This is a genomic window from Arthrobacter sp. B2I5, from assembly GCF_030816735.1.
Lineage (GTDB): Bacteria > Actinomycetota > Actinomycetes > Actinomycetales > Micrococcaceae > Arthrobacter.
The window spans coordinates 4,563,059-4,574,934 of the sequence record NZ_JAUSYF010000001.1; the positions used below are offsets into that span (position 1 = coordinate 4,563,059).

General features: G+C 64.7%; 10 protein-coding genes. 7 read left to right on the forward strand and 3 right to left on the reverse strand.

Going from position 1 to position 11,876, the window contains the following annotated elements; translation table 11 throughout:
• Positions 1-8: 8 nt before the first annotated feature.
• Complete coding sequence (locus QFZ60_RS21245) at positions 9-1,673, reverse strand: MDR family MFS transporter (protein ID WP_307093052.1); 1,665 nt, start codon at positions 1,671-1,673, stop codon at positions 9-11.
• Between the two features lie 185 nt (positions 1,674-1,858).
• Positions 1,859-2,560, reverse strand: a complete 702-nt coding sequence (locus QFZ60_RS21250) for a GntR family transcriptional regulator (RefSeq protein ID WP_307093054.1) — start codon at positions 2,558-2,560, stop codon at positions 1,859-1,861.
• Between the two features lie 217 nt (positions 2,561-2,777).
• Between QFZ60_RS21250 and QFZ60_RS21255 the strand changes: the two genes are divergently transcribed.
• The 4 genes from QFZ60_RS21255 (at position 2,778) to QFZ60_RS21270 (ending at position 7,581) form a co-directional block, all read left to right on the forward strand.
• Entirely contained in the window at positions 2,778-3,944 is a 1,167-nt protein-coding gene (locus tag QFZ60_RS21255; protein ID WP_307093056.1) for a mandelate racemase/muconate lactonizing enzyme family protein, read from the forward strand.
• A 94-nt stretch (positions 3,945-4,038) separates the two neighbouring features.
• Complete coding sequence (locus QFZ60_RS21260) at positions 4,039-5,415, forward strand: cation:dicarboxylate symporter family transporter (RefSeq protein WP_307093058.1); 1,377 nt, start codon at positions 4,039-4,041, stop codon at positions 5,413-5,415.
• Positions 5,416-5,520: 105 nt separating this feature from the next.
• The gene (locus QFZ60_RS21265; RefSeq protein ID WP_307093059.1) at positions 5,521-6,468 is read left to right on the forward strand and encodes a phosphoglycerate dehydrogenase; all 948 of its coding nucleotides are present in this window, start codon (positions 5,521-5,523) and stop codon (positions 6,466-6,468) included.
• A 33-nt stretch (positions 6,469-6,501) separates the two neighbouring features.
• The gene (locus QFZ60_RS21270) at positions 6,502-7,581 is read left to right on the forward strand and encodes a tartrate dehydrogenase (RefSeq protein WP_307093061.1); all 1,080 of its coding nucleotides are present in this window, start codon (positions 6,502-6,504) and stop codon (positions 7,579-7,581) included.
• A gap of 52 nt (positions 7,582-7,633) precedes the next feature.
• On the opposite strand, the gene rraA is transcribed toward QFZ60_RS21270, so the two are convergent.
• Positions 7,634-8,134 carry a ribonuclease E activity regulator RraA gene (gene rraA / locus QFZ60_RS21275; protein WP_307093062.1) on the reverse strand — a complete coding sequence of 167 codons (501 nt, stop codon included), beginning with the start codon at positions 8,132-8,134 and terminating at the stop codon, positions 7,634-7,636.
• A 138-nt stretch (positions 8,135-8,272) separates the two neighbouring features.
• On the opposite strand from rraA, the gene QFZ60_RS21280 reads away from it, so the two are divergent.
• The 3 genes from QFZ60_RS21280 to QFZ60_RS21290 all read left to right on the forward strand — a co-directional run bounded on the left by QFZ60_RS21280 (position 8,273) and on the right by QFZ60_RS21290 (position 11,789).
• Positions 8,273-9,556 (forward strand): MFS transporter, encoded by a 1,284-nt coding sequence (locus tag QFZ60_RS21280; protein ID WP_307093063.1) that lies wholly within the window; start codon positions 8,273-8,275, stop codon positions 9,554-9,556.
• A gap of 138 nt (positions 9,557-9,694) precedes the next feature.
• The gene (locus QFZ60_RS21285) at positions 9,695-10,303 is read left to right on the forward strand and encodes a TetR/AcrR family transcriptional regulator (RefSeq protein ID WP_056335620.1); all 609 of its coding nucleotides are present in this window, start codon (positions 9,695-9,697) and stop codon (positions 10,301-10,303) included.
• Positions 10,304-10,589: 286 nt separating this feature from the next.
• Positions 10,590-11,789, forward strand: a complete 1,200-nt coding sequence (locus tag QFZ60_RS21290) for an NADP-dependent malic enzyme (RefSeq protein ID WP_307093065.1) — start codon at positions 10,590-10,592, stop codon at positions 11,787-11,789.
• The last annotated feature ends 87 nt before the right edge of the window (positions 11,790-11,876 follow it).

The window sequence follows — 11,876 nt, forward strand, 5'->3', positions numbered from 1 at the left end:
CTCCCGGGTCAGTGCGCCGGAATCTCCATGCTGTCCCTGTCCTGCGGGGATGCCTTCTGGTCGGTCAGCTTCTTGCGGGGAAGGGCAAAGCTGATGAGGAACGCCAGGCCGGTGAGCGCCGCCGCCGTCAGCATCACGGTGTCGATGGACGTGGCGAAGCCCTCGGTGATGGGCCTGGTCAGCGTGCTGTTGGCGGTGTGCAGCCAGCTCGTGTCGTTCAGGGAATCGTTGGACGCCCCATTCTTGAAGAACTCGTACAGCTTGGCGTTGGCGGGGTCCGACGCGACGGCAGGGTCCTTGAGGACGGCCAGAAAGGCGGGATCGGTGGCGGCGGTCTTCATGCCGTCGGCGATCCGGCTGGCAGCCAGGCTGAAGAGCATGGAGATGAAGACGGCAGTGCCCACGGCGCCGCCCATGGAGCGGAAGAAGGCTGCGGAGGAGGTCCCCACGCCCATGTCCCGCGGCGGCACCGAGGTCTGCATGGCCAGGGTGAGCGGCTGCATGCAGAAGCCCAGGCCCACGCCGAAGAACACGGCGATCAGGCCGGGAACCCAGAGTTCGGTGTCCACTGCCAGGGAGAAGCCCATCACCAGGGCGGCCGCGGTCAGGATGCCGGTGCCCATGATGGGGAAGATGCGGAACGTGCCGGAGGCCGAGATGGTGCGGCCTGCCGTGATGGAGCCGAACAGGATGCCCACGGTGAAGGTGATCATCATCAGGCCGGCCTCGGTGGGGGTGAGTCCCTTGACCAGCTGGAGGTACATCGGGAGCATCGCGATGGCGCCGAACATGCCGATGCCGATGATGAAGTTCAGCAGCGAGGACAGCCCGAACGTGACGTTATGGAAGAGCCGCAGGGGAATCAGGGCGTAGTCTCCGGCACGCCTTTCAGCCAGCAGGAACCAGGCAATGCCCACCACGCCCAGGCCGTAGCAGAGGAAGGAGTTCACCGAGGTCCAGCCCCAGGTGCGGCCCTGCTCAGCCACCAGGAGGAGCGGAACAATGGCCACGGTGATGGCGGCGGCGCCCCAGTAGTCGATCTTTTGCTTCAGGTGCTTCGCCGGCAGGTGCAGGAACAGGAACACCACCGTCAGGGCGGCGAGGCCAATGGGGATGTTGATGAAGAAGACCCAGCGCCAGCCATCGAAGCCCAGGATGTTCGAGGAACCGGCGAACGCGCCGCCCACCACCGGGCCCAGGACCGAGGAGATGCCGAACACGGACATGAAGTAGCCCTGGAATTTGGCGCGGTCCTTGAGCGAGACAATGTCGCCGATGATGGTCAGCGCCAGGGCCAGCAGGCCGCCGGCACCCAGGCCCTGGATGCCGCGGGCAACCGCGAGTTCGGTCATCGAGTGGACCGAGCCGGCATAGAGCGAGCCCACCAGGAAGACGACGATCGCGGTCAGGTACAGCGGGCGGCGTCCGAAGATGTCGCTCAGCTTGCCGTACAGCGGCGTGCTGACGGTGGAGGTGATCAGGTACGCCGTGGTGGCCCACGCCTGCAGGGAGAGCCCGTCCAGGTCATTGGCGATGGTGTAGATGGAGGTGGAGACGATGGTCTGGTCAAGGGATGCCAGGAACATGCCCAGCATCAGGCCCACCATGACGGTGACGATCTGGCGTTGCGTCAGGACTTCTCCGGCGCGGGGCGCGGCAGTGGCTTTGGACATGGGTGCTCCAAGGGAAAGGAAGGGATATAAGCAGCGATAGTTGCTTTCAGTAACTATCTTACTCGTTGTTTCTATTCCCCGCCCTGCCGGTTTTCCTGCTACGGCTCCACGAGGATGCCGTCCGGGTCGTTGCTGACCGGGCCAGGATGCAAAGGCCTGCCACCATATGTGTGCCCGTGACGAGACTAGGCGGTCTTCACCAAAGGCGTCCCTTGGACGTTCTCGCGTTCCTCCAGGGCTCCGGTGACCGAAGCTGTGAGGCTGTTGGCGATATGGGTTCGTGCAAGTTCGGCTGCGCCTGGACCATCACCGGAGGCTACGAGTTCAAGAATCTGGTGGTGCTGGTTCAGGTCGATGGTCCGGGGTTCATCTCCGGATGGAAGTTCCAGGCCGAGGCGGCGATAGCGGTCGGACTTGTCCCAGAGGTCGTCCAGGAGCTTGATCATGCTGGCATTGTGTGAGGCGGCGTAAACAGCCCGGTGGAAGTCGCGGTGTGCCGTGATGGCATCCTCACCCCAGACACGGGTGACCGGCAGCAGTTTCTCCGCTGCAGTCCGCATGGCGGCGATGTCAGCTTCAGTCCGGCGGTGTGCCGCCAGTTCGGTCGCTGATGGCTCAAGTGAGAGGCGGACTTCAAGCAGCTCGCGGGCCTCTGCAGCGCTTACGTCAGCCACACGGGAGTCGCGGTGGGTATCCATGATGATCAAGCCCTCGCTGGAGAGCCTGCGGATCGCTTCACGAAGGGGTGTGATGCTCATCTGCATCTTGTCCGCGAGTTCGTACTGCGAGACGCGCGATCCTGGGGCGAGGCTGCCGGAGAGGATCAGCTGGCGGAGTTCGCTATAGGCCAGACTGCCCTTGCTGGAAAAGACGTTCGTGGTGCTCATGCCGCTCCGAATCTTCTACTGAATGAGACTGCCGTGCTTCCGCTTGAAAACATCTTATAAGAATTTCGACCAAAGGCTTGTGCCCCCCGTCACCTCGGGCTAGCCTTGAAGCAAGTCTTATAAGATATTTTTCTACAGGTACTGCCGGACCATGCTCCTCCAGCTCACCGCAAAGACAACTTATAAGAAATAAGACCCTGATAGGAGAAATTCAAAGATGAAGATTGTTTCCGCCCACGTTGGTACCATCCCCATCAGCTCGTCGATCCGCAACGCCTTCATCGACTTCACCAAGATGGACTGCACGATCATTGCTTTGGTCAGCGATGTCTTTGTCGACGGCAAGCCCCTGGTGGGCTATGGCTTCAACTCCAACGGCCGCTACAACGCAACCGCAATCCTGGAGGAGCGCATTCTCCCCCGCCTGCTCGACGCCCCCTCGGAGGACCTTCTTGACGAGGACGGCGGGCTCTCGCCTGAGAAGGCATGGGACCTGATGATGTCCAACGAAAAGCCCGGCGGGCACGGTGAACGATCTGTCGCCGTCGGCGTCGCGGACATGGCATTGCACGACCTCGCCGCCAAAATCGCCGGGGTGCCGCTGTACCGCTGGATTTCGGACCACTACGGCGACGGCAACCCGGACAAGGACGTCTTCGTTTACGCGGCCGGTGGCTACTACGCGCCGGGTAAAACCCTCGAAGACCTGCAGAACGAAATGCGCGGCTTCCTGGCCAAGGGCTATGACGTAGTCAAGATGAAGATCGGCGGTGCCGACCTCGCCGAAGACCTCCGCCGCATCGAAGCTGTCCTCGAGGTCCTCGACGGCGACGGCTCCCGCCTCATGGTCGACGTCAACGGCAAGTTCGACCTGGAAACAGCACTTGGATACGGCAAGGCCATTGACCAGTACGGGCTGTTCTGGTACGAGGAAGTCGGCGACCCGCTGGACTACGCCCTGAACGCCACCCTCTCCGAGCACTACAGGAACCCGATCGCCACGGGCGAGAACCTGTTCTCCCTCCAGGACGCCCGGAACCTGATCCGCTACGGCGGGATGCGCCCGGACCGCGACTTCATCCAGGTCGACCCAGCCCTTAGCTACGGCCTGACCGAATACCGCCGGATACAGGACATGCTCGCCCAGCACGGCTGGTCCTCACGCCGCTGTATCCCGCACGGCGGACACCAGTTCTCCCTGCACATCGCCGCTGCCCTTAAACTCGGCGGCAACGAGTCCTACCCTGGCGAGTTCCAGCCCACCGGCGGCTTCACCGACGACGCTGTCATCGTCAACAGCCGCGTAGCCCCCGGCGACCTTCCCGGCATCGGCCTGGAAGGCAAGGCCGAGTTCTACAAGGTCCTGCGCGGCCTGCACGAGTAAAGCCAGCTGTTCGTGCCCGGTCCCGGGCAGCACCACTGCCCGGGACCCCACCTCTCTTCCCACACCAAGCCTGACGTGCAAAGGAGCACCCTGGATGTCGTCCCACACTTTTAAGAACGCGCAGCATTCCTCCCCGCCCCGCCAGCGGTCCCGCTTCGGGCGCCTGCTGCGTGAACTCTGGTTCCAAGTCGTCCTGGGCGCCGTCCTGGGCATCGCCGTCGGCTTCTTCCTGCCCTCGGTCGGCAAGCAGCTCACACCCCTCAGTGACTGGTTCATTGCCCTGGTGAAAATGATCGTCATCCCGGTGGTCTTTTGCGTCGTTTCCCTCGGCATTGCCTCGATGGACAGCCTGCGCAAGGCCGGCCGCATCGGCGTAAAGGCGCTGGGCTACTTCATTGTCCTGTCACTGGTGTCCATGCTCATCGGCCTGGTCGTCGCCAACGTCTTCAAGCCCGGCGCAGGCATGAACATCGACCCGGACAAACTGGATGCCAGCAAGGTCCCCGCAGCAGCCGGCAAGGGTTTCGACGGACTCGAATTCGTCAACAACATCATCCCCGAATCACTGTTCGGCGCCCTGACCGGCCACACGATCATCGCCGCCCTCATGGTCTCCATCCTGTTCGGCGCCGCGATGAACGTCGCCGGAGAATCCGGTAAGTTCCTCACCAAGGGCATCCAGGCCCTCTCCGTCGTGATCTTCAAGATCGTCGGTTGGGTCATGCGCCTCGCCCCGATCGGCACCTTCGGTGCCCTGGCCGCCGTCGTGGCAAACTATGGCACCCAAAGCCTCCAGCAACTGGGCATCCTCGTCCTGCTGTTCACCGCCACGTGCATCGTCTACGTCCTCGTCATCCTCGGCACGATCGCCCGGGCCTGCGGCATGAACATCTTCACCGTCATGCGCTACTTCAAGGCCGAACTCCTGATCGCCCTGAGCACCTGCTCCAGCGAGGCGGTCCTGCCCCAGCTGATCAAGAAACTCGAAAACATGGGCGTCGGCAAGTCCACCGTCGGCATCGTGATCCCATCCGGGTTCTCCTTCAACCTCGACGGATCCGCCGTCTACCTCACCATGGCCTCAGTGTTCCTGGCCCAGGCCGTCGGCATGGACCTCTCGTGGGAACAGCAACTGGTCATGGTCGGCGTCATGATGCTCACCAGCAAGGGCACCGCAGGCATCGCCGGCGGCGCGTTCATCGTCCTGGCCAGCACCCTGAGCTCCGTCGGCGGCATCCCGCTGGCAGCCCTCGCCCTCATCGTCGGCATCGACCGCCTCCTGAATGAAGGCCGGGTGTTTATCAACGTCCTCGGCAACGCAATGGCCGCCGTCGTCATCGGCAAATGGGAAAAGGACTTCGACCCGGAGCAGGCCCGAAAGGCCCTGCACGCCTCAAGCCAGAAGAACAAGAACGAGCTCCAGGCGACAACGCCTGAGCCAGTGGAAGCCGAAACTGCCGACGTCCACTAACACCGGAACCACCCGCAGGGCCGCCACGCACTTCGCGGCGGCCCTGACCGGGGTGAACCAGCAGCCGCCGCCTTTACACCGCCCACGAGGAAACCCGCCAGCGCCATGCCCCCACGCATCCTGATCACCACCGACTACCTCCACGAAGGAGATACCGTGGACCAGCTCCTGCGCGACCACGGGCTGGAACCCGTCTACTCACCATTCCAAGGTCCACGTCCCCTTGAGGAACGCCGCGCGCTCTTCGACGGTATCTTCGGCGCGATCCTCGCCAGCGAGCCGGTCACCGCCGGCATGTTCGCTGCTGCTTCCTCGCTGAAAGTCATCGCGCGCAGCGGCGTGGGCTACGACTCGATCGACCTCCACGCGGCGGCCGCGCACGGAATCAGGGTATGCAATGCTCCCGGAACCAACCACCATTCCGTCGCCGAGCTAACCATCGGGCTGATCATCATGACCGCACGCCGCCTCTCCGAGGTCACAACCGCTGTGCGCCAAGGACGTTGGCCACGCGAAGCCGGCCATGAACTGCGTGGCTCCACCCTCGGAATCATCGGCTACGGCCCCAGCGGCCGGGCCACCGCTGACCTGGGCGCTGCCCTCGGCATGAAGGTCCTGGTCAGCACGAGCCATCCTGAGCCCAACAACAAGGCGCTCCAGTTCACCGACCTTGACACCGTCATCCGCGCCAGTGACTACCTCTCCCTGCACACGCGGGCAGGCCAGCAAACCGGCCCGCTCATCGATGCGTCGCGGCTGCAAGCGATGAAACCTACGGCAGTCCTCATCAATACGGCCCGCGGCTCGCTCGTGGACGAAGAGGCCCTGGCCAAAGCGCTCCACGACGGCACCATCGCCGCCGCAGCCCTGGACGTGCTCCAGAACGAACCCTTGCCCGCGGACAGCCCGCTCCGGGACCTGGACAATGTCCTCATGACGTCCCACCTCGCCGGTCAGACAGCTGAAGCACGCACCCGTGCAGCGCTGTCCGCCGCGCACGCCGTCATTGATGTCCTCGAAAACCGGGAACCGGCACACCCTGTTGACCGCTAATCCGACCCCTCATCGAGCAACGAAGGATCCCTGATGACGAAATCCCACCGCATCGCAGTCATTCCCGGCGACGGGATCGGCACCGAAGTTGTGCCGGAGGGGCTGCGCGTGCTTGATGCCGCGGCCTCAGCCTTTGAGCTCAACCTCGAATACGAGCACTTCGACTACGCGTCCGCCAACTACTACACCCGGCACGGGAAGATGCTGCCCGACGGATGGTTCGAGGAACTGAACCAGTTTGATGCCATCTTCTTTGGCGCGGTCGGATGGCCCGACGTCGTCCCCGACCACATCTCGCTGTGGGGCAGCCTCCTGCAGTTCCGCCGTCACTTCGACCAGTACGTCAGCCTCCGCCCCGTCAAGCTTTTGCCAGGGGTACCCAGCCCTCTGACCGGCCGCGTCCCGGGAGACGTGGACTTTTACGTGGTGCGCGAAAACACCGAAGGTGAGTACTCCAGCATTGGCGGGAAGATCTTCGAAGGCACCGACCGCGAGACCGTCGTCCAGGAAACAGTCATGACCCGCACCGGCGTGGACCGGATCCTCAAGTACGCCTTCGATCTGGCCCAAAGCAGGCCCAGGAAGCACCTGACTTCAGCCACCAAGAGCAACGGCATCTCCATCACCATGCCCTACTGGGACGAGCGCGTGCAGGCCATGTCCGCGGCCTACCCGGAAATCAGCGTGGACAAGTACCACATCGATATCCTTGCGGCGAACTTCGTCATGCACCCGGACTGGTTCGACGTCGTCGTTGCCAGCAACCTCTTCGGTGACATCCTCTCCGACCTCGGACCCGCCTGCACCGGAACCATCGGCATTGCACCCAGCGCCAACATCAACCCAGAGCGGAAGTTCCCCAGTCTCTTTGAACCGGTCCACGGCTCCGCCCCTGACATCGCCGGGAAAGGCGTCGCCAACCCCGTCGGCCAAATCTGGTGCGCCGCAATGATGCTCGACCACTTGGCAGAACCTGAAGCGGCGTCAGCCATCACCGCTGCCATGGAAACCGTGCTGGCCCGCGGACCCGAAGCCCTCACACCCGACATGGGCGGAAATGCCACTACCGAGGGACTGGGCAAGGCAGTTGCCTCGGCCCTGACCGTACCGTGACCGCGTCAGCTTGAGGGAACGCCCATATCGGCCGCCGCCGAGGGAGAAGAGCCTATTGGAAAATCTCCACAAGGATGCCGTCAGGGTCGCACCAGACGGTGGCGCCGGGACGGAAAGTCACGCCGTCGATCACCACATCGACGTCAACCTCACCCGCGCCTGCCTTTTGGCTCTTCTTCGGGTTGCTGCCCAGGGCCTTGACGCCGAGGTCCAGGTCCGCGATGGCCAGCCGGTCGCGGACGGCGCCGTTGATGACGACGCCGGCCCAGCCGTTCGCCACGGCGCTTTCGGCGATCATGTCCCCCATCAGGGCCGTGCCCAGCGACCCCCCGCCGTCCACCACCAGTACCGCCCCGTTGCCGGGTGAACCGAGCGTGGACTTCACCAGGGCGTTGTCCTGGAAGCAGCGGATAGTCCGGACCGGACCGCTGAAGTGCGAGCGGCCGCCGATGGACTGGAACTGCAGGGAGACGGACGCCAGCTGGTCGCCGCGCTCGTCGTAGAGGTCCGCGGTATTCACCGCTGTGCCTTCGGCCGGGGTGGATGCGCCCATCTGGTTCTCCTTGTTTCTCAGTTACATGGTCCCGGCAGCATGATGCCGGGGTGGCCTGGCCCCGGGTGCCCGGGCAGGGTACCGCCCACGATAGTCTGATTCCACAGCCAGCCGGCCGCACCAGGGGGAGCCAAGCCAATGAGTCCGTTCAACACGCCTGCGCCGCTGGACGGCACACCGGCAGGAAAAGCCCCGGCGGCGCTCGCCGAGCCGGTGCAGAAGGTCACCGCCCGCTGGGTGACCGGGCTGGTGCTGGTGAACGTGGGCATCAACGCCGCCTTTTTCGGGCCCATCAACGTGTTCATCGGCCAGCAGGCCATCAGTATCGATGCACCGTCCAAGGAAGCCATCCTCTCGCTGGTCACCGCCTGCGGCGCGGCGGTTTCGCTGGTGGCCAACCCGCTCTTCGGTGCTCTCTCGGACCGGACCACCTTCCGGTTCGGCAGGCGCTCCCCGTGGGTGCTGGCCGGGGCAGTCCTGGCCACGGCGGCGCTTCTGGCCATGTCCTTCTCCGCTGCGGTGTCCCTGATGGTCCTTTTCTGGTGCCTGGTGCAGTTGGGCGCAAACGCCGCCTATGCAGCCATCACCGCGGCCGTCCCGGACCGGGTGCCCCTCATCCAGCGCGGGGGAGTGGGCGGCCTCGCGGCCATGGGCCAGACCCTTGGCATCCTTGCGGGGGCTGTCTTCGGCGCGGTGGTGTCAGGGAACTTCCTGGTGGGCTACTGGCTGTGTGCGGGCGCCCTGCTGCTGTCCGTGCTGCCGTACCTGTTCCACCCGAACGATCCCGCCCTGCCCCGGAAAGAACTTGAGGCGTTCCGGCCGCGCACTTTTGTCCGCGGCTTCTACATCAGTCCGTTCGTCTACCCGGACTTCGCCTGGGCCTGGCTCACGCGCTTCCTGGTCAACGTGGGAAACCAGCTGACCATCGTCTATCTGCTCTTCTTCCTGCGGGACGTCATCGGGCATAAAGATCCCGCCACAGGGGTGCTGGTCCTGACCGGTATCTACGCGGTGATGGTGATGATCACTGCGGTGCTGGCCGGACCGTGGAGTGACCGGGTGGGCAGGCGGAAGCCCTTCGTCATCGGTTCCTCCGCCACCATAGCCATGGCCGGCGCCATCATGGCGTTCTTCCCGGTCTGGCCTGGCGCGCTCGCCGGCGCCGCGGTCCTGGGCATCGGGTTCGGTGCCTACCTGGCCGTGGACTTTGCGCTGCTGACCCAGGTCCTGCCGTTCGCAGCGAGCCGGGGCAAGGACATGGGGGTTATCAATGTGGCCAATTCCCTGCCGCAGGTGGTTGCTCCGGCCCTGGCGCTGCTGGCAGTGACCTACGGCGGCGGCTACCGGACGCTGTTCCTTACGGCCGCTGCCGTCGGACTGCTGGGCGCGGTTTTCGTAGTGAAAATCAAGGGCGTCGACTGACCGGTCCGTGCCCCAAAACTAAGGCCGCTGACTAATTAGGGCACAATGCTGTGCCGTATAGTTGAACAGGGCTGCAGGGCGGTACGGAAGTGGGGGCGCTCCTGGCCGCAGTCCCTAAAACACAACCCCGGAATGCTGATGCCCGAGACTTTTTCAGACCATCCGCCCATGGCCGCCCGGCCTTCCGCTCCACGCCAGCGCCTCCGCTACACCCGGATCCTGGACACGGCCGCCGGGTTCGCCCGGACGGGGCTTGATGCCGTGGAACTCTCCCAGGTGGCAGAAAAAGCAGACGTCCCGCTGGGCACCCTCTACCGGTACTTTCCGTCCCCCACACACCTGATGCTGGCGCTGTACCGCCAGCAGCTGGACGAGCTGCAAGCCGGGACCAGGGGCTCGTCCCCACGCTTCCGCGGCCGTGCACTGTCCGGGCTGCTGATGGAGATCTTCCACATGCGCGTCATGCAGCCCGCTGTGGAGCAATGCCTCAGCAGGGGCGTGTACCACCCGGAAAAGGACACCACGGAACTCCTGCGCGAGATTGATGCGCTGAGTGAAAAGCTCGTCGCCGGTGCCTGCGGTGATGCCGTGGGGGCGAGGGTCCTCCTCCTGACGGTCACTGGTCTGGTCCAGTCCGTGCGCAACCGGCGGTTGTCCCTCTTCGAAGCCGAGGAGGACCTGAAAAAGGCGTGCGGAAGGCTGTCCCCTGCGGCAGAGGCGGGCTTCACAGTGGCCAAGTCTGCGTAACTGGTCTAGACCAAAAAGGTATTAAATACGCCATAATGCCGTGATGTAGACCACTAAAAGGCCTGGTTAAACGTTTTGCCCCGGCCGACCCTTGTCAAGGAGGACGAAAGCGGCCCTCCCGGGCTGCCTACCATGGGGGCACAGGAGCGGCAGGGCGGAAACATCCCCGGCGTTCCCACAGACCCGCCACCCCTGGGTTTGCTGCCGCACTACTTTCCCGCTTGGGCCCGGCCGGGCTCCAGCCCCATGTGCCGTGCGCCCACGGCGAGCACCAGGAGACAACGACGTGTCCATTGACGCATTCACAGCCACCGACAGTTCCGCAGCCACGGCCCTGACCGCAGACGAAATCTTCGGTGCCCACCAGGGCGGAAAGCTGTCCGTCACCAGCACTGTTCCGCTCTCCAACAAGCGGGACCTGTCCATCGCGTACACCCCCGGAGTGGCCGAGGTCAGCCGGGCCATCCACGCGAAGCCCGAACTGGCCCGCACCCTGACCTGGGCCGAACGCCTGGTAGTGGTGGTCAGCGACGGCACTGCCGTCCTGGGCCTGGGCAACATCGGGGCCAGCGCCTCGCTTCCCGTCATGGAAGGCAAGTCCGCCCTCTTCAAGACCTTCGGCGACCTCGACTCCATCCCCTTGGTCCTCAACACCACCGACGTGGACGAAATCGTTGAAACGCTGGTCCGCCTGCGCCCCAGCTTCGGCGCCGTCAACCTCGAGGACATCTCGGCACCGCGGTGCTTTGAGCTTGAGGAAAAGCTGATCGAAGCCCTTGACTGCCCGGTGATGCATGACGACCAGCACGGGACCGCCGTCGTGGCCCTTGCCGCGCTGACCAATGCCGCCAAGGTGACCGGCCGGGGCCTCGAGGGCCTGAAGGTCGTGGTGTCCGGCGCCGGTGCGGCGGGGATCGCCGTCGCCGAAATCCTGCTCGCAGCCGGAATCACCGACGTCGTCCTGCTCGACTCCCGCGGCGTCATCAACAGCAGCCGCAAGGACCTTGCCGCGGACCCGGCGAGCAAGAAGGCCGACATTGCCGGCCGCAGCAACCCCCGCGGCGTCACCGGCGGACCCGCTGAGGCGCTGGCTGGCGCCGACGTCTTCATCGGCGTCTCCTCCTCCAAGCTGGACGAGGCACACCTGGCATCGATGAACCAGGACGCCATCGTGTTCGCCCTGTCCAACCCGGACCCCGAAGTCCTTCCCGAGGTGGCCGTCAAGTACGCCGCCGTGGTGGCCACCGGCCGCAGCGACTTCCCCAACCAGATCAACAACGTCCTGGCGTTCCCCGGCATCTTCCGCGGTGCCCTCGACGCCGGTGCCCGCCGGATCACGCCCGCCATGAAGCTCGCAGCAGCACGCGCCATCGCCGGGCTCGCCGCCGAAGACCTCTCGGCCGACTACATCGTCCCCAGCCCGCTGGACCCGCGGGTGGCACCCGCGGTCACCGCCGCCGTGGCAGCGGCAGTCGAAGCGGAGTAGCGCCTTCCGGCAGAAACCACGACGGCGGTGCCTCCTTTCCCAAAGGAGGCACCGCCGTCGGGCATTAAGGACCGGCCCCTAGACTGG

Excerpts from the sequence above, each read along its gene's own strand:
- QFZ60_RS21245 (WP_307093052.1), bottom strand. The coding sequence starts at position 1,673 with ATGTCCAAAGCCACTGCCGCGCCCCGCGCCGGAGAAGTCCTGACGCAA.
- QFZ60_RS21250 (WP_307093054.1), bottom strand. The coding sequence starts at position 2,560 with ATGAGCACCACGAACGTCTTTTCCAGCAAGGGCAGTCTGGCCTATAGC.
- QFZ60_RS21255 (WP_307093056.1), top strand. The coding sequence starts at position 2,778 with ATGAAGATTGTTTCCGCCCACGTTGGTACCATCCCCATCAGCTCGTCG.
- QFZ60_RS21260 (WP_307093058.1), top strand. The coding sequence starts at position 4,039 with ATGTCGTCCCACACTTTTAAGAACGCGCAGCATTCCTCCCCGCCCCGC.
- QFZ60_RS21265 (WP_307093059.1), top strand. The coding sequence starts at position 5,521 with ATGCCCCCACGCATCCTGATCACCACCGACTACCTCCACGAAGGAGAT.
- QFZ60_RS21270 (WP_307093061.1), top strand. The coding sequence starts at position 6,502 with ATGACGAAATCCCACCGCATCGCAGTCATTCCCGGCGACGGGATCGGC.
- rraA (WP_307093062.1), bottom strand. The coding sequence starts at position 8,134 with ATGGGCGCATCCACCCCGGCCGAAGGCACAGCGGTGAATACCGCGGAC.
- QFZ60_RS21280 (WP_307093063.1), top strand. The coding sequence starts at position 8,273 with ATGAGTCCGTTCAACACGCCTGCGCCGCTGGACGGCACACCGGCAGGA.
- QFZ60_RS21285 (WP_056335620.1), top strand. The coding sequence starts at position 9,695 with ATGCCCGAGACTTTTTCAGACCATCCGCCCATGGCCGCCCGGCCTTCC.